The sequence below is a fragment of the Microvirgula sp. AG722 genome (assembly GCF_003269145.1).
Classification (GTDB): domain Bacteria; phylum Pseudomonadota; class Gammaproteobacteria; order Burkholderiales; family Aquaspirillaceae; genus Microvirgula; species Microvirgula aerodenitrificans.
Genome location: NZ_QLTJ01000025.1, coordinates 15,453 through 32,355, shown reverse-complemented (window position 1 = coordinate 32,355; position 16,903 = coordinate 15,453). Strand labels below are relative to the sequence as shown.

The following is a 16,903-nucleotide window of genomic DNA, read 5'->3' as shown; positions in this document are numbered from 1 at the left end:
GGTCCCGGCCACGAAGCCGGTATCGACGGTCACGCCGCTGGCGTCCAGATGCCCGCCGCTCAGCGTGCCGGCCTGGCCGTCCGGCCGGGTGCCGACCACGTAACCGGCCAGCCGGGTGGCGCGGGACGACGCAGGTTCCTGCGGGTCGATCTGATCCGGGAAATGGAAAGCGTACTCGTAGCTGCTCCCCAGATCGACATTGGTCACATCATGGACGGATTGCTCGTGTGCTCCGCTGAACACAGCGCAGTCCTTGGCCGGGCACAGCAGATTGACCTTCCCGCGGTTGATCATCGCCATATTGCCATCCGCAATATGGAACGCGAATGACTCCCTGCCATGAACATTGATAACGCCTTCCTTGTCATTGATCAGGGTAGCCACCGCCAGCGCCCCCGGGCCGAGGGCCATGCCCATCATGTTGCTGTCCATGCTGCCTGCTTCGCCCACGTTGATCACACCGCGATTGATCAGGTTCCCGTCGCCATCACTGCGCATGGCCACCGCCCCGTTTCCGCGCACGGTGATGACGCCCCCCTTGTCGTTCAGGAAATCGTGGCCGGCGTGCGCGGCATACAGTGCATGCGGAGAGCGCTCGGTGGCGGTAAAGTCGATGACGCCACGGTTGATGAACCGATTGCGACCGGTCGAGGTGTGGGTCCGCGGGTTTTCGACCGGGTCCACCGTCCGCAGCACGCCATAGCCGTCACTCGCCGTCAGCGTGCCGGTGTTGAGCAGCAGGACTCCCGGGCTCCAGCCACTGGAGAGGATCGCCCGGTAGCCGTACAGGCGCGCATCAAGCGGACCACGGGCAGCCTCCGCAGCCACTATCTTGCCGTGGTTGGTGAAAGCCCCGTTATCCTTCAGGTAAAAGGTCGCATCACTGGACAGGCGCAGCAGTGGCCCGTCGGCCGGCAAGGTAACCGGCCCGAACTGATACTCGCGCACGGTCAGGTTCCGGTAGCTGCCATCATCGCTGGAAACCCTTGAGCGCTTTCGGGTATGTTCGCTCCGGTGGTCACTGCAACTCTTTTTGTCCCCGCACAGATAGTTCACTTTTCCCTGGTTGACCAGGCTGCCGTTGCTGTCATTGTCGATATGGAACGCATGGGACTTTCCGGCGTAGATATTGATCGTGCCGGTATTGAGCAGCTTGGCCTGATGGGTGGACTTCGGTCCCAGATGCATGGCCACCATGCCGGTATCGGTCGTGCCCGGCGTGCCCAGATTGAGAATGCCGCGATTCTCCAGCAGTGAGTCGCTGTCGCTGAACAGCCCGACGGCGTTGTTGCCGGTCAGGGTGAGGATGCCGCCGGCATCGTTCACCACGTCGTGACCGGCATGACTCACCTGCAATGCCGTCATGGTGCTGTTTACGGCATGGAATTCGATCCCGCCACGGTTGATGAAGCGGCTGCGCACCGTTTTCGCCCTGTCGGAGCGGAAAACCTGATAGCCACCGTCGACCTTCATCCGGCCTTCATTGCGGTGCTCGGCGCCCCCCTGTGCTGCATCCTCCCTGAGGATGGCGCCCCTGGAGGGAGAAGCCGAGCCACCGGCCGGTGACACGGCGTGGTCGGCGATGAGACGACCGTGGTTGACGAACTGCCCCCCGTCCTTGATCACGAACGACCCGGCGAGCGACATGTGGTGGCTGTGCCCGCCCGCCCGGATGGTGTAGGGCTGCCTCACTTCCTGGCTCTGGTGGAGGCGCAGTACCGGCCCGGTATCCGACAATCCCGGCTGGGACTGTTTCTTGCGGTATTCGGTATGCCAGTCGGAGAACACGCCGCAGTCCTCGTGCGGGCACAGCAGGTTGACCTCGCCGATGTTGAGCAGCTGGCTGTTGCCGGACAGGATGCCGAAGGCGTGCGACTTGTTGGCGTGGATGTTGATCACGCCATTGTTGGTGATGACGGCCTCATGGCTGGCATTCGGCCCCAGCTTCATCGCGGTCATGTGGGTATCGGTCGTACCCACGCTGCCCAGATTGATGGTGCCGAGGTTTTCCAGCCTGCCGTCGCCGTCGCTGTACATGGCCACCGCGCCATAGCCGTGTACGGTCAGCGTGCTGCCGCTGTCGTTCAGCGCATCATGGCCATCATGCTGCAGCCGCAGCGCATGCCGTGTCCCCCTTTCAGCATGAAAGTCAATCCGTCCGCGGTTGCGGAAGCGATTGGCCACCAGCCGCTCTGCGGTCTGGCCCACCGCCCCGGCCGTCCGTGGGTCGGTGATCAGAATGCCGTAACCGCCCCGGGCTTCCAGCGTTCCGTCGTTCGCGTAGTCGAGCCCGCCGTGGCCGAGCCCGTCGACCAGGATGGCCATGTGCTTGCGCATACTGCCCGGCTCCTGCTCATGCGCATCGGCTGCCGTAATCTGTCCAGCATTGGCGATGGCCAGCGAGGGCTGCACGGCGATGAAGTCCGCACCGGTCAGGTGAACCGGCAGCGGTCTGGCGGCCACGCGCAGTACGCTGTCTTCCGCTGGTGGTACGGCATTTTTCCCGGGCGGGGAGGCGTCACTGCCTGACCCCGGTGAGTGGTTCACCGGCGGGCTGGCGGGCGAAGACGAATTGCCGGTTCCGGCCGATGACGAACCTCCACCTCCACTGCTGCCTCCACCGGCAAGTGTTGCAACCAGCAGAGCCAGCGCACCACCGCCCGCAGCCAGATAGGCCAGATTCAGCCCCCCGCCTCCGGCAGCAGGAGAAGAGTCTGCCATGCTGGCCAGCGGCATCAGCGGCCTGAACACGCGGTCATCCCGCCAGTCGTCCATGGTCGGCAGGCAGTAAACGGGCAAGCCGCCCGTCCCTGCCGGGCGGCAGTCCGGCATCTCCGCAACCGGGCGCGCGCCCCGGGCCGCTTCCGTTGCCGGTGGCCCTGATCCGGCCAGCGCGACATCACCGATGCCGCCGGCCACCGCCGCTGTGGCCAGCAGGCGGCGCAGGACCGGGAGCCTGGTCGCCGGTTCTTGCGGGCAGCGCTCGCTGCCCGGTGTGGCCGGATTATTTTTTTCCTGATGGGGTCGTGCGGGTGTATGGTTCATATTGAATCCCGAATGCAAATATCACGAATAAATTACTCGCTTCCATATTCGCCATTCGGCCAGCGCAGTTTCAATATGCCAATTCTGAATTTCCGCGTTAATCAATCCGATTTTTTATCAGGAATAAACCAGTCCGGCACCCGAAACATTCTTGTTTTTTACTGCTGCCGACGAAAAAACGCCGGGCGATAACCCGGCGTCGGTATTTCAGCACTGGACAGGATATTATATTGCCACGGAGGCCAGGAGCATTCTGGCTTCTTCCTGCTGCGTGGCGGAGCCTTCCTTCAGCACTTCTTCGAGAATTTCGCGCACGCCTTCATAATCGCCCATGTCCAGGTACACGCGGGCCAGGTCGAGTTTGGCCGTTACCGGGTCGTCATTGCCGGGTTCGACGCTGTCGAGATCCAGCGCCATGTCGTCCAGCGCCATGCCTGGCACGGCCACGGCCGGTTCGACGGCCGGTTTGGCCTGCAGTTCGTGTTCGAGCTGGAAGTCGAATTCGAGCAGTTTTTCTTCCTCGGGCTCCGGCTCCGGCTCGGGTTCCGGCTCGGCGGCGGGCACCGCCACGGCAGGTTCGGGTTCCGGCTGCGGCTCGGGTTCCGGCTCCGGCATGGCGGCGGGCACCGGCTTCTCTATCGACAGCAGGTCGAACATGTCATCGACCGCATCCGGTTCCAGCACTGGTGCAGGAACCGGTGCCTCGACGGGTGCCACCGGTTCGGCCTCCGCGATGACAGGCTCGGCCTCCACCACGGCCGGCGCGACCGGCGCTGCTTCGGCAACGGGCTCGGCCGCTGGTTCAGGTTCAGGTTCAGGTTCCGGCTCGGGTTCCGGCACCGGCACCGGCACCGGCGGCTCGACAGCCGGGGTCGGCGTGGTTTCGGAGAACCACGCATCGATTTCCGAATCGTCGATCGCGCCCTGCGCCGGCGCGGGCTCGGGCGTCGGCTCGGCCGCGGCGACCGGGGCAGGTGCCGGGTCGCCCCACAGGCCGGCATCGGTTTCCGATCCGTCATCGGTCGCCGTGACCGGCGAAGGCAGCTTGGTTTCGGCGATCGGCTCCAGCACGGCGGTCAGATCCAGATCGTCCGGAGGCAGAGCGGTCGCCACCGGTGCCAGTTCTGCCATCGGCGTCTCAGCTTGACCCGCCTTGCGCCGGCGCCAGAACCAGAAACCGCCGGCGGCGGCACCAGCCAGGGCCAGCAGCGCGGCCAGGCCGCCCCCGACCAGCGCCCACGGGAAGCCGCTGCCTTCGGCGGCGCTGTCCGCTTTCTTTGCTTCGGCTTTGGGCCTGGTCACGGGCGCAGCCGGTTTTTTCGCCGGCGTGGTGATGCCGGACTCGGCGTCTTCTATCTGTTTCAGCCGGGACAGGAAGGTCTTCATGTCCTCACGCGGCGCGGCCGGGGCGTCGGCCTTTTCCGGGGCGGCAATCACGGCCGGAATCGGTGTCGACGATGCCGCGGGCGCCAGTTCGACCTCGGTGCCGCGCACCGTGGCCCCGCCCTTGCCGACCGAGGTCGGCATCGGCGCGGCGAAGGCCTTGACCGAGCGGCCGCCATTCTGCTCCAGCTCGACGGCCAGCTCCAGGAACGGTTCGCGGAACGGCTGCGGATGGCTCAGCCGGATATAGGGTGTGCCATCGTCCCGGGTTTTGACTTCGACCTTGAGTTTGTCGTAGTACGGCGACCAGCCGAGCGCCATTTCACGCTGCACCCCCGGCCCGGGAATGCTCGCCTGCACGGCATCGCCGGCCCTGGCGTCGGTCACGTCGATTTCGGCCACGAAGGGGGCGCCCTGGGCCGACTGCAGATGCATGGCGCCGAGGCCGGCCCAGGCCGGCGTGGACAGCAGGCACAGCAACAGCAGCGTTGACTGCCGCAGCGAAATACGCCGCACAGGCAGGGAAGAAAGGTTGGCGGACATGGCTACCATGAAGTTGAGACGTCTCGGGCAAAATGGCAGGTGGCCGTTTCCGGCCACACGTCATTCCTTATCGACCGCAGCGCGGAAATCTGCAGTGCGCCATCAGAGCGCCTGCCCGATTGCATGCGCTGCCAGCAGGCGCAGGCCGTCGGTGGTCAGCCACAGGGCGACCCGGTTGTCCTGCACCCGCACCCGGCTGACCTGCAAGCGGGTCTGGCCAAGCACATCCATTGGCGACGGGGCCGCGCTGGCCGGGCCGTCGTCGTGCACGTCGATGCCGGCGGCCTTCAGGCCGGTGACCAGCATGCCGCGGTCGAAGGCGGTCGCGCCCTGCGCTTCCAGGCTGACGGCATGGCCGAAGAAGACCGGCACCAGGGCAGCGGTCAGCGACACGGCGGCGACCGGGTGCAGCGCATCGAGGTCGCGCAGCACGCGGGCTTCGAGCTCGGTGGCGCCATCGTCGGCCCACTCGCCGACCTGGGCCAGCAGGTTGAACGCGACCTGGCGCGGCAGGACTTCGGTGTCGTAACCGCGCTGGTTGAACAGGGCCGTGGTCTGTTGCGCCAGTTCGTCGACGCCGCGACGGCCGTACGACACCACCGGCAGCATGGCGGTCATGGTCAGGCGTTCGATGCCGGCCGGCAGCGCGTCCAGCAACTGGCCGATCATCAGTGCCAGCGGATGCGGGCAATGGCGAACGGTGTCGCCGTGCAGACGGCCACCGAGGTCGATGACCGTTTTGCCGGCATCGGCCACTGCCTGAGCCAGTGCATCGGCGCCGGCTGCGCCGGCATGGAACAGGATATCGATGGCGGCCGGGTCCTGCGTGGCGGTGTCGAGCACCGACAGCTCATGCCGGCCGAAACCGACGGTATCGTCGACCGATTCGGCGCTGGCCAGCGCCAGCACGCGCTTGCTGGCCGGGCGGGCGACGGCGAGCGCTTCGAGTACGGCGCGGCCAACCGCGCCAGTGGCGCCAGAGACGGCAAAGCAGGGATCAGCGGTAGTCATGGAGGCATCCTGTCGTGAAGAAGTGCACGCAGGGCGGCCGGAACGGACCAGGCCGGATGGCCGGTCGGCATCCGCGCACGCCCGTGCGTCGAAAATCGGAGGGCGCGAGAATCCCCCGTTTGCGGCAGGGCGTCAAGCGCGCGGGCCAAACGGGAACGCCCGCGCCCCGCTTCTGCGGTGGCGCGGGCGGAGGGCGCAGGCCCTGTTGCCGTATTACTTTTCGAGCAGGATGCGCAGCATGCGGCGCAGCGGTTCGGCGGCGCCCCACAGCAGCTGGTCGCCGCAGGTGAAGGCGCTGATATAGTCCTTGCCCATTGCCAGCTTGCGGATGCGACCGACCGGCACCGACAGCGTGCCGGTCGCGGCGGCCGGCGTCAGGTCGCGCATGCTGGCGTCGCGTTCGTTCGGCACCACCCGGGCCCACGGGTTGGCGCTGGCGAGCAGACCCTCGATCTCGTCGACCGGCAGGTCCTTCTTCAGTTTGATGGTCAGCGCCTGGCTGTGGCAGCGCATGGCACCGATGCGCACGCACAGACCATCGATCGGCAGCGGGTTGCTGCTGCGACCGAGGATCTTGTTGGTCTCGGCACCACCCTTCCACTCTTCTTTCGACTGGCCGTTACCGAGGTCCTTGTCGATCCACGGGATCAGGCTGCCGGCCAGCGGCACGCCAAAGTAGCCGGTCGGGTTTGCATCCGAACGGATGAACTCGGCGACCTTGCGGTCGATGTCGAGAATGGCGCTGGCCGGCGTGGCCAGTTCGTCGGCCACGGCCGCGTGGATCGCGCCCATGCCCTTCAGCAGTTCGCGCATGTTGTTGGCACCGGCACCCGAGGCAGCCTGGTAGGTCATCGACGTGGCCCATTCGACCAGGTCGTTCTGGAACAGGCCGCCCAGTGCCATCAGCATCAGGCTGACGGTACAGTTGCCGCCGACATAGGTCTTGCCGCCATTGACCAGCGCGTCCTTGATCACGTTCATGTTGACCGGATCGAGGATGATGACGGCTTCGTCGTCCATCCGCAGCGTGCTGGCGGCATCGATCCAGTAGCCGGTCCAGCCGGCTGCGCGCAGCTTCGGGTAGACCGCGCTGGTGTAGTCGCCGCCCTGGCAGGTGATGATGGTGTCGCACGCCTTCAGCGCGTCGATGTCGGCGGCGTCTTTCAGGGCCGGCGCCGCTTTGCCGCCGAACGACGGCGACTGGCCGCCCGGGTTCGAGGTGGTGAAGTACCACGGCTCGATATGGGCGAAATCGCCCTCTTCGACCATCCGTTGCATCAGCACGGAGCCGACCATGCCCCGCCAGCCAACCAGACCTACTCGCATCATGTTCTCATTCCTTCGATTGCTTCGTTATGCAGATTCTTCGGGCATTCCGGCGCCCGTTCACCGCCGCGCCAGGCGGCGGCGGATCTCACAGCGCGGCGATGACGGCGTCGCCCATTTGCCGGGTGCCGACCTTTTCGGTCCCCGGCTGGTAAATGTCGGCGGTGCGCAGGCCGCTGGCCAGCACCTTCTTGACGGCATTTTCGATCCGGTCCGCCTCGGCGCTGCGATCGAACGAGTAGCGCAGCATCATGGCCACCGACAGGATGGTCGCCAGCGGATTGGCGACGCCCTTGCCGGCGATGTCCGGCGCCGAGCCGTGGATCGGTTCGAACAGGCCCTTGCCATTGGCGTCCAGCGAGGCGGACGGCAGCATGCCGATCGAGCCGGTCAGCATCGAGGCGGCATCGGACAGGATGTCGCCGAACATGTTGCCGGTCACCATCACGTCGAACTGCTTCGGGTTGCGGACCAGCTGCATGGCGGCGTTGTCGACCAGCATGTGGCTGAGTTCGACTTCCGGATATTCGGCAGACACTTCAATGACCACATCGCGCCACAGCTGGGTCGCTTCGAGCACGTTCATCTTGTCGACCGAGCACAGGCGCTTGCCACGCTTCATCGCGATGCGGAACGCAGAGTGGGCGATGCGGCGGATTTCGCTTTCGCTGTAGATCATGGTGTTGAAACCGACCCGCTCGCCATTGCGGACTTCGATGCCGCGCGGCTCGCCGAAGTAGATGTCGCCGACCAGTTCGCGCACGATCATGATGTCGAGGCCGGACACGATTTCCGGCTTCAGGCTCGAGGCAGCGGCCAGTTCCGGATACAGAATGGCCGGGCGCAGGTTCGAGAACACGTTCAGCGCCTTGCGGATCCGCAGCAGCCCGCGTTCCGGGCGCTGTTCGCGCGGCAGCACGTCGTATTTCGGGCCGCCGACGGCGCCGAGCAGCACGGCATCGGCCTGCCGGGTGATCTCCAGCGTGGCGTCAGGCAGCGGGTCGCCGCAGGCATCGACGGCCGCGCCGCCGATCAGCGCGGTTTCGGTTTCGACGGGCAGGCCGTCGCGTTTCAGCGCCTCGAGTACACGAACGGCTTCGCCAACGATTTCTGGGCCGATTCCATCGCCCGGCAATACGGCAATCTTCAAGATTCCACCTCTACAGAGTTTCGCAAGTTCACATTTATCCGAAAGATAATACCGCGTGACCGTCGCGATGTTGCAACGCGATGACGATTTTTTTATACCGGGTATCGACGCCGGAATTCACGGCGTAATCTGAATGGGAACGCGGGCTGTCATGACCCTGTCACGGCACTGCGTTCTGCTCGTCCGGTCGCGTCCGGCCACCCCGGCAGGCCGGATGCGACCGCCGGTTCCAAAGGTGCCCATTGCCACCTGTCATCGAGGACGCTGCCATGCCAAGAAAAAAATCCGCCCCATCCTCCGCTGCCAAGCTGTTCGTTCTCGACACCAATGTGCTGATGCACGACCCGACCTCGCTGTTCCGTTTCGACGAGCATGACCTGTTCATCCCCATCATTACGCTGGAGGAACTTGACGGCCACAAGAAGGGCATGAGCGAAGTGGCCCGCAACGCCCGTCAGGCCAGCCGTTTTCTCGACGAACTGGTCGGCGGTTTTACCGGTGATATCGACGACGGCATCCCGCTGAGCGAGAAGAGCCAGGGAGCGGCAACCGGGAAGCTGGTGCTGCAGACCCAGGCCATCGACGGGGCGCTGCCGGCCAGTCTGCCGGTCGGCAAGGCCGACAACCAGATTCTCAGTATTGTCATGGCGCTGCACACCGCGCAGCCCGGTCGCGAAGTGGTTCTGGTGTCGAAAGACATCAATATGCGCATCAAGGCGCGCGCTCTGGGTCTGGCGGCCGAGGACTACTTCAACGACAAGGTGCTGGAAGACACCGACCTGCTGTACACCGGCACCCGCGAGATCGACACCGCCTTCTGGGACCGCAACGGCAGCCGGCTGGAAAGCTGGCAGGACGGCAATCGCACCCGTTACCGGGTCAGCGGGCCGGATGTGCCTGACCTGTACCTGAACGAGATGCTGTGGCACGAAGGCGAACAGCCGTTCACCGCCCGGGTGACCGACATCGCCGGCAAGACCGCCGAACTGGTCACGCTGCGCGACTTCAGCCACCAGAAGAACAATGTCTGGGGCATTGTCGCCCGCAACCGCGAGCAGAACTTCGCGCTGAATCTGCTGATGGATCCGGACATCGACTTCGTCACCCTGCTCGGCCAGGCCGGCACCGGCAAGACGCTGCTGACGCTGGCGGCCGGGCTGACACTGACGCTGGAACAGAAGCGCTACTCGGAGATCATCATGACCCGGGTCACGGTGCCGGTCGGCGAGGACATCGGTTTCCTGCCCGGCACCGAGGAAGAAAAGATGGCGCCGTGGATGGGGGCTCTGGAGGACAACCTCGACGTGCTGAACAAGTCCGATGACGACGGCGGCGACTGGGGCCGCGCCGCCACCCGCGACCTGATCCGCAGCCGCATCAAGGTCAAGAGCCTGAACTTCATGCGCGGACGCACCTTCCTGAACAAGCTGCTGATCATCGACGAGGCGCAGAACCTGACGCCGAAGCAGATGAAGACACTGATCACCCGTGCCGGCCCCGGCACCAAGGTGGTGTGTCTGGGCAATATCAGCCAGATCGACACGCCGTATCTGACCGAGGGCAGTTCCGGCCTGACCTATGTGGTCGACCGCTTCAAGGGCTGGGCGCACAGCGGCCACGTGACGCTGGCGCGCGGCGAGCGCTCGCGGCTGGCCGACCACGCCGGAGAGGTACTGTAAGCCGGGACGGCCGCCGCGTCCGGGAAGGCGCGGCGGCCGGCCTCGCTCAGGCTGAGAGCGGATAAAGCATCAGCGGGATGACATGCAGGGAAAGCGCAAAAAAGAAAAACAGCAGGCCGAAAACCGCCCAGAGATTGGTACTGCCCTGGCGTGCCAGTTCTGCCCAGGCCTGCTCCGGTTCGTATCTGGCCTGGATATCTGCGATCCGGCGCTTCACATGCCACTGATAGAGGCGCATGCCCAAGGCCCCGAGCAGGATGGCGAAGAACAGACGGACTCCACTCTGGGCCAGCACCATCCCTCTGAAGTCATCGGCAAGCATGATCCTGAACCCTGCATCCAGCATGAGCACGATGCTCATGACGCACCAGGCTTGCTGATACATTTTTCGATAGCCAAGCCACAGAAAGCTGAAAAGAAACGCGGGCCAGCTCCACCCCAGTTTCAGTGGCCGGTGTTCAGCCCGATCCCATGACTGGCGGATGAAATCGTAATACAGATCGACAAATAACCGCTCTGCCTCACGGCCGGCCGGTACCTCGGCAGAGGATTCTGCTGCGTCAGCGACAATTGCCGTGCCGCAATGGGAGCAAGACGCCATCAAACTGATCCTGTCGTGACGGTGACCAGGCAGCCGACCGTCTGAGTCATTGAGAACCGGCCAGCTTACCATTCAGGATATTTGCAGCCAAACCGAAAACCGCACGTCATTGATCGGCAACAGGGGTTTCATGCCGGATGACGATCCGTCCCTGCGTCGCATCGGTCAGCGCACGGCAGAACGCCGCTTCGGCCGTCGCCGGCACGCTGACCGCCAGCCGCAGCTGCGTGCCGGGTTCGGTCTGCAGCAGGGCTGCGCCGTACTGCCGGCACACATGACGCACGCGCGATTCCAGCGCAAACGCCAGTTCCAGCCACAGGGCGGACATCGCCACCGGCGCCACCAGTCCGGCTGTGGCCAGGGCATCGCTGACCGCCTTGCCATAGGCGCGCACCAGCCCGCCGGCACCGAGCTTCACGCCGCCGAAGTCGCGCGCGACGATGGCGACGGCATTGCCGATATCCTTGTGCATCAGCACGTTCAGGATCGGCTTGCCGGCGGTGCCGGACGGCTCGCCATCATCGCTCATGCCGGCCTCGCCACCAGCCAGCAGCGCCCAGCAGCAGTGGCTGGCGGCCGGAAAACGCGCGCGCATCGCCGCCACCTCGGCCAGGGCTGCCGCCCGGTCGGCGACCGGCGCCACACGGGCGTGAAAGCGCGATTTCCGGACCTCGAGCACGGCCTCGACCGCAGCGGACAGCATCAGCATCGGGCGCTCATTCCTTGCCGTAGTACTCGCCCAGACCGGCGATATTGATGGCGAAGCGCGAGAAACCGTAGCACAGCGTGGCCCAGCCGCGATGCCACCAGCGCGCCTTGCGCAGCATGTCGTGACCGATCGGCAGGCTGTCGCGGCGGATGCGGCGCACGATGCTGGCCTGCAGCTCACGGGCGAACGCGTAGTTCCGCACCACCAGATTGGCCTCGCGCGCCAGACCGAGACTGAACGGGTCGATATTGCTCGACCCGACCGTCGACCACAGCGTATCGATCACCGCGACCTTGGCATGCATGTAGCCGGCGCGGTACTCGTGGATCTGCACCCCGGCATCGAGAAACTGCTGGTACAGCCGGCGGGTCGCCCACTGCATGACCGGGTGGTCGGGCCGTCCCTGCAGCAGCAGTTCCACCCGCACCCCGCGCCGGGCAGCGGCCAGGATGGCGCGTCGCAGGCGCAGACCGGGCAGGAAATAGGCATTGGCGATCAGGATGTCCTGACGCGCGGCGCGGATTTCGCGCAGGTACTCGTTCTCGATCGACAGCCGGTGCTTGACGTTGTCGCGGATCACCAGCCGCGCATCCATCACGCCGACCCGCGCAGTCGCCGGCCGGCTCAGCTCGATCACCGGCCACACCTCGCCGCGCAGCAGCGCCAGGTGCCGCCACAGCCCGCGCGTGGTCGCGCACAGCGGTGCCAGTACCGGTCCCTCGACCCGCACTGCATAGTCATAGCGGGCGGCATAGCCCGGTTCGGCATTGTCGCGATCGTCGTGCAGATTGATACCGCCGACAAAGCCGATCCGGCCGTCGATTACCGCCAGCTTGCGGTGCAGGCGGCGCAGGCGGTTGCGGCGCGGCAGCCAGGTAAAGCGGAATTTGCGGTAGAAGTGAAAATGGGCACCGGCCTCGGTCAGCAGCGCCACCCAGTCGGCGGGAAAGGTACGCGAACCGAAGCCGTCGACCAGGATGCGCACTTCGACCCCGCGCCGCGCCGCCGCAACCAGCGCTTCGGCCAGCGGCCGCGTGGTGTCGTCGATGCGGAAGATATAGGTTTCCAGCTGGATATCGTGGCGGGCGCCATCTATCGCCGCCTTCAGCGCCGGAAAGAACTCATCGCCATTGCGCAGCAGGTCGACCCGGTTTCCGGGCAGGAACCGGCTCATTGCACCCGCTCCGCCGGCAGCAGTTCGGCTGACAGCGGCAGATGATCGGACAGACGCGACCACGGCGGGCCGGACAGCACCTCGGCACGGCTTACGCTGAGTCCGCGCACGTAGATGCGGTCGAGCCGCAGCAGCGGCAGGCGGGCCGGAAAACTGCGACCGTGGCGGCCATGGATTTCCTGGTGGACCTCGACCAGACCGAGCGCATCAGCGAACTCGCGATTGGCGCGCGCGCGCCAGTCATTGAAATCACCGGCCAGAATCAGCCCGTTTCCGGCCGGCACGGCATGGGCGATGTACTCGGCCAGCGCCGCCATCTGCTTGCGCCGGTCGCGGCCCAGCAGGTTCAGGTGTACGCACAGTGCGGTGACGTCGATCGGCCAGCCGGGCAGGCTCAGGTCACAGTGCAGCAGGCCCCGGCTTTCCAGCCGGTTGACCGAGATGTCGCGGTTGCACCACTGCCGGATCGGAAAGCGGCTGAGGATGGCATTGCCGTGATGGCCGTTGTCGTAGCCGGCATTGAGCCCGTATACCGCCTTCTGCGACAGCTTGCGTGCCAGGTAGTCGTGCTGCGGGATCGACGGAAAGGTTTCCAGTCGCTGGGCGCGCAGCAGGTTGCGTCCCTGCACTTCCTGCAGGAACAGCACGTCGGCGCCAAGCAGTTCCAGCTGCTGGGCGATCCCGGGCAGACTGACATGCCGGTTCAGCGGGCTCATGCCCTTGTGAATATTGAACGAAGCGATGCGCAGAGCGTTGACCGTTTGCATCAGGCACTAATCCGGTGACCTGCGGCGGAGATGCCGCGCCGGCACCACGCCGGCACCGATGGCATCGGCGGCGGACAGCGCAGTCCCGGGTGAACTTTCGCCCTGCGCGAACACAGCGGTATTCGCGCCTGGCAGGGTCTACATGGTAGCACCGCGCCTGCGGCGCAAGCCCCGTTGCATGGAAATTGTCCGCCAGCGCCACTTGCTGGTCAGCCGCGAAAACGGTCAGTATGGATCAGGTGGCCTTTCGCCACGGGAGGAACGCATGAGTGATGCTTTCGACTGGCATGGTGGCCGGATCACCCGCCACACCCTGGTCGACGCGGCTTACCGCAATACCCGGAATGTGCGCCGCTTCATGCTGGCCCAATGCGGGGCCAGCTTCCGCTTCGACCGTGACTTCATGGCCTGGATCCGGAACGGCGAGCGCAAGACCATGGGTGAGGTGGCAGAGGAATGGCTGGGACGGCACCCGCCCCCGTGATCCTGTTCAGCACCTCCGCCCGTCAGGCACGTCGCCCGCGCCCGATGCGGCGCCAGAATGCCATCGGGCCAGCGAGAAAACCCCGCACCTGCCGGCAGCCGGCGGCAGGCGGGTCTCCTGCGGTCGCGACGCCCGCCACGGCAGCCTGCCCGCGGGCAGGGGGTGCCCCCTGCCCTGCCCAGGCCACATTGACCCAGACCAGCACCCCGAGCAGCATCACTGCGGCAAGCAGCGACCCATGACGGCGCCACCAGTATCGCCCCGGCATCAGTGCCTGCCTTTCCCGGCAATATGCGGTTTCGCAAGCGAACATGCCGCCAGCCGCCAGGTGAAAAAAGACATCGGAAAATCCTCTGGATGGAAAATCGCTGATGGCAGCGGCCTATCAGCCATGCCGTATCAATACCAAAATTATCAATCAAGCATTTGTCATTGGTAAATAATCCAATCCGATTAGGGCTAGTCTATTTTGCTTAGTGGCGGCAATTCCCCTTGCCGCAGTCAGCGGACGCGACTATTTTCCCTGCATTCATCATGATGCTTGGGTATCCATGCCGCGCGCGCGCCTGCTGTTGATCGACGACCACACCCTGTTCCGTACCGGCCTGCGGCTGGTGCTGGCGGACTGCCCGCTGCTGGGGGAAATTTTCGAGGCAGGTTCGATCATGGAGGCGGTGCAGACGCATGGCACGATGCCGGTGGACATCATCCTGCTCGATATCCAGCTGCCGGGTCTGAACGGACTGGACGGCGTGCGGGTCCTGCTGCGCTACTTCCGCTCGGCGCGCATCCTGGTCGTGTCCGGCAGTACCGACAATGCTGCGGCCCAGGCCGCAGAGGTTCCCGGGGTCGTCGGCTTTCTGTCGAAATCAGCCACGGCCGGGGAAATCGAGGAAGCGATCGCCTGCTGCCTGCGCGGCGAGCGCCATTTCCCGCAGGATGCCGCCAGCCCGGCCACCCCCAGTCCCCAGGGGGCACTGACGCCGCGCCAGCTCGAGGTACTCGGTCAGCTCTGCCTCGGCCGTTCGAACAAGGTCATCGCTCATCATATGGGGCTGTCGGAAAACACCATCCGCGTCCATGTCGCCGCCATTCTCGATCATCTGGGGGTCTTCAGCCGGACCGAGGCGGTGCTCGAGGCCATGAACCGTGGTCTGGTGCAGAAGCCATGATCCGCTGCCCGTGGCCCCGCTTCGACGAACCGCGCCTGCTGGCCGCGCAAATGGCGCTGATTGACCAGAGTTTCAGCATGGCCATGCTCGGCTGCAGCATGGCCGCGCTGTTGCTGGCCATGAGCATCGTCCTGTCCGGCGGTGGCCATGCGGTCGGCGGGTGGGCGGCGGCCATGGCCGTGGCCTGCGGCATCGGCCATTACGGCCGCCGGCTGTTTCCGGCGCGCACCAGCGAGGAACAGGCATGCGGTTATGCCACGGCGCTGACCCTGTTGCTGACCGTTCTTGGCGGTTTGTGGGGGCTTGCGGGCTGGCTGTATCTGGACTTGCGCTTTCCGCCCAGCGCCGTCTGCCTGCTGTCGCTGATTGCCGGCATGAGTTCGGCGGCCCTGTCGATTTTCTCGCCCTGCCTGCCGCTGGCCGTCGGCTTCCTGCTGCCGGCCATCCTGCCGGTCTGGGGCGTGTTTCTGGTTTCGGACAATCCGCACTACCTGCCGCTGCAGCTCGGCGTTCCGCTGTACCTGCTGGCGTTGCTGGTGTTCGCATACAATTACTGGCGCGGTGCGCGGCGCTCGATCCAGCTGCGTTTCGAGAATATCGAGCTGGTTGCGCAACTGCACCGGCAGACCGAACTGGCCGAAGAGGCCAACCGGGCCAAGTCGGTCTTCCTGGCCTCGGCCAGCCATGACCTGCGCCAGCCGCTGCACGCGCTCGGCCTGTTCGTGGTGTCGCTGGGCCGCACGGCACTGAGCGAAAAACAGCGCGAGCTGCTGGACCATATCGAAGCCTCCTCGGCCGCCGCCCGCGAAATGCTGAATACGCTGCTGGATTTCTCCAAGCTGGAAGCCGGCGTTATCGAGGCCAGGCCCCGGCCGTTCCGGCTGCAGCCGATGCTGCGCAAGCTGGAGAACGAGTTCGCGCCACAGGCCGACGGCAAGGCGCTGATCTACCGCACCCGCGACACGACCGGCGTGGCCAATGCCGACCCCGGTCTGGTCGAGCTGATCCTGCGCAACCTGATTGCCAATGCCATCCGCTATACCAGCGAGGGCGGCCTGCTGGTCGGCTGCCGCCTGCGCGGCAGCGAACTGGCGATCGAGGTCTGGGATACCGGCGCCGGCATCCCGGCCTCGCAGCACCGGGAAATTTTCAGGGAATTCCACCAGCTCGGCAATCCGGAACGCGATCGCCGCAAGGGGCTCGGACTCGGGCTGGCCATCGTCGACGGGCTGACGCGCACCATGGGGGTGCGGGTGGAGCTGGCCTCCGTGCCGGCACGCGGTTCGGTATTCCGTCTGTTCCTGCCGCAGGCCGGCACCGAGCAAGCAGTTGCCGAAACCGTGCCGGCCGCGTCCGGACTGCCGTCCCTGCAGGGCCGGCGCATTCTGGTCGTCGACGACGATCCTGCCGTCCGCACGGCCATGACCGGACTGCTGGCCGGCTGGGGCAGTCAGTGCCTGGCGGTCGAGTCGGTTCAGGAGGCCGTCGACTGCCTGGACGGGTTCACGCCGGAGCTGGTGATCGCCGACTACCGGCTGCGCGGACAGCAGACCGGCCAGCAGGCGCTGGAAGCGATTTTCGCCCGCCTCGGCCAGTCGCTGCCGGCCGTGATCCTGACAGGCGACACCGCACCGGACCGGCTGCGCGATGCCCGTGCCAGCGGCGCGTTCCTGCTGCACAAGCCGGTCGATACCGATGTACTGCTCCTGACCCTGGCACGACTGCTCGAACGCCGGCAGGGCCTGCGCCCGGGCATGCTGGAGGGTTCATCCGCCCATTTCTGGTATCTGCCGGCAGCAAAGGACGAAAACCCGGCCTGAACCGGGTGGCTGATGACGGGCGGGCGCTCACGGCCTGAG

13 protein-coding genes are annotated in these 16,903 nt (G+C 65.6%); 4 read left to right on the top strand and 9 right to left on the bottom strand.

The genetic code is table 11. The features are described 5' to 3' along the window. The 5 genes from DFO50_RS18030 to leuB form a co-directional block, all read right to left on the bottom strand. Positions 1 to 3,045: hypothetical protein (locus DFO50_RS18030; RefSeq protein ID WP_146745143.1), on the bottom strand; the 3,045-nt coding region annotated here is incomplete at its 3' end. Positions 3,046 to 3,270: 225 nt separating this feature from the next. Beyond that, positions 3,271 to 4,980 (bottom strand): FimV/HubP family polar landmark protein, encoded by a 1,710-nt coding sequence (locus DFO50_RS19935; RefSeq protein ID WP_146745142.1) that lies wholly within the window; start codon positions 4,978 to 4,980, stop codon positions 3,271 to 3,273. 93 nt (positions 4,981 to 5,073) lie between these two features. After that, positions 5,074 to 5,982: an Asd/ArgC dimerization domain-containing protein gene (locus tag DFO50_RS18020; protein ID WP_028498891.1), complete on the bottom strand. Its 909-nt coding sequence runs from the start codon at positions 5,980 to 5,982 to the stop codon at positions 5,074 to 5,076. Between the two features lie 213 nt (positions 5,983 to 6,195). After that, positions 6,196 to 7,308, bottom strand: coding sequence for an aspartate-semialdehyde dehydrogenase (gene asd, locus DFO50_RS18015; protein WP_107890350.1), 1,113 nt, complete (start codon positions 7,306 to 7,308; stop codon positions 6,196 to 6,198). Positions 7,309 to 7,396: 88 nt separating this feature from the next. After that, on the bottom strand, positions 7,397 to 8,458 hold the full coding sequence (leuB, locus tag DFO50_RS18010; RefSeq protein ID WP_028498893.1) for a 3-isopropylmalate dehydrogenase: 1,062 nt from the start codon (positions 8,456 to 8,458) through the stop codon (positions 7,397 to 7,399). A gap of 269 nt (positions 8,459 to 8,727) precedes the next feature. Between leuB and DFO50_RS18005 the strand changes: the two genes are divergently transcribed. After that, entirely contained in the window at positions 8,728 to 10,137 is a 1,410-nt protein-coding gene (locus DFO50_RS18005) for a PhoH family protein (protein WP_028498894.1), read from the top strand. 46 nt (positions 10,138 to 10,183) lie between these two features. Here the strand turns inward: DFO50_RS18005 and DFO50_RS18000 are convergent, their stop codons facing one another. The 4 genes from DFO50_RS18000 to DFO50_RS17985 all read right to left on the bottom strand — a co-directional run bounded on the left by DFO50_RS18000 (position 10,184) and on the right by DFO50_RS17985 (position 13,388). Continuing rightward, positions 10,184 to 10,738, bottom strand: a complete 555-nt coding sequence (locus DFO50_RS18000) for a DUF2628 domain-containing protein (RefSeq protein WP_028498895.1) — start codon at positions 10,736 to 10,738, stop codon at positions 10,184 to 10,186. 106 nt (positions 10,739 to 10,844) lie between these two features. Beyond that, on the bottom strand, positions 10,845 to 11,447 hold the full coding sequence (locus DFO50_RS17995; RefSeq protein ID WP_112692960.1) for a YigZ family protein: 603 nt from the start codon (positions 11,445 to 11,447) through the stop codon (positions 10,845 to 10,847). Positions 11,448 to 11,454: 7 nt separating this feature from the next. After that, the gene (gene clsB, locus DFO50_RS17990) at positions 11,455 to 12,621 is read right to left on the bottom strand and encodes a cardiolipin synthase ClsB (RefSeq protein WP_107889684.1); all 1,167 of its coding nucleotides are present in this window, start codon (positions 12,619 to 12,621) and stop codon (positions 11,455 to 11,457) included. Continuing rightward, the gene (locus tag DFO50_RS17985) at positions 12,618 to 13,388 is read right to left on the bottom strand and encodes an endonuclease/exonuclease/phosphatase family protein (protein ID WP_036385633.1); all 771 of its coding nucleotides are present in this window, start codon (positions 13,386 to 13,388) and stop codon (positions 12,618 to 12,620) included. Before DFO50_RS17985 ends, clsB begins: the two co-directional genes overlap by 4 nt. 265 nt (positions 13,389 to 13,653) lie before the next feature. On the opposite strand from DFO50_RS17985, the gene DFO50_RS17980 reads away from it, so the two are divergent. From DFO50_RS17980 to DFO50_RS17970, 3 genes are all read left to right on the top strand, one after another. Further along, entirely contained in the window at positions 13,654 to 13,872 is a 219-nt protein-coding gene (locus tag DFO50_RS17980; RefSeq protein WP_107889683.1) for a DUF6434 domain-containing protein, read from the top strand. Between the two features lie 551 nt (positions 13,873 to 14,423). Continuing rightward, on the top strand, positions 14,424 to 15,044 hold the full coding sequence (locus DFO50_RS17975) for a response regulator transcription factor (protein ID WP_028498900.1): 621 nt from the start codon (positions 14,424 to 14,426) through the stop codon (positions 15,042 to 15,044). Next, complete coding sequence (locus DFO50_RS17970; protein ID WP_107889682.1) at positions 15,041 to 16,864, top strand: hybrid sensor histidine kinase/response regulator; 1,824 nt, start codon at positions 15,041 to 15,043, stop codon at positions 16,862 to 16,864. The genes DFO50_RS17975 and DFO50_RS17970 overlap by 4 nt, the downstream gene beginning before the upstream one ends. The last annotated feature ends 39 nt before the right edge of the window (positions 16,865 to 16,903 follow it).

What these genes read in the sequence shown, in the direction of transcription:
- DFO50_RS19935 (WP_146745142.1), bottom strand. Translation starts at nt 4,980, where the DNA reads ATGGTAGCCATGTCCGCCAACCTTTCTTCCCTGCCTGTGCGGCGTATT.
- DFO50_RS18020 (WP_028498891.1), bottom strand. Translation starts at nt 5,982, where the DNA reads ATGACTACCGCTGATCCCTGCTTTGCCGTCTCTGGCGCCACTGGCGCG.
- asd (WP_107890350.1), bottom strand. Translation starts at nt 7,308, where the DNA reads ATGCGAGTAGGTCTGGTTGGCTGGCGGGGCATGGTCGGCTCCGTGCTG.
- DFO50_RS18005 (WP_028498894.1), top strand. Translation starts at nt 8,728, where the DNA reads ATGCCAAGAAAAAAATCCGCCCCATCCTCCGCTGCCAAGCTGTTCGTT.
- DFO50_RS18000 (WP_028498895.1), bottom strand. Translation starts at nt 10,738, where the DNA reads ATGGCGTCTTGCTCCCATTGCGGCACGGCAATTGTCGCTGACGCAGCA.
- DFO50_RS17995 (WP_112692960.1), bottom strand. Translation starts at nt 11,447, where the DNA reads ATGCTGATGCTGTCCGCTGCGGTCGAGGCCGTGCTCGAGGTCCGGAAA.
- clsB (WP_107889684.1), bottom strand. Translation starts at nt 12,621, where the DNA reads ATGAGCCGGTTCCTGCCCGGAAACCGGGTCGACCTGCTGCGCAATGGC.
- DFO50_RS17985 (WP_036385633.1), bottom strand. Translation starts at nt 13,388, where the DNA reads ATGCAAACGGTCAACGCTCTGCGCATCGCTTCGTTCAATATTCACAAG.
- DFO50_RS17980 (WP_107889683.1), top strand. Translation starts at nt 13,654, where the DNA reads ATGAGTGATGCTTTCGACTGGCATGGTGGCCGGATCACCCGCCACACC.
- DFO50_RS17975 (WP_028498900.1), top strand. Translation starts at nt 14,424, where the DNA reads ATGCCGCGCGCGCGCCTGCTGTTGATCGACGACCACACCCTGTTCCGT.
- DFO50_RS17970 (WP_107889682.1), top strand. Translation starts at nt 15,041, where the DNA reads ATGATCCGCTGCCCGTGGCCCCGCTTCGACGAACCGCGCCTGCTGGCC.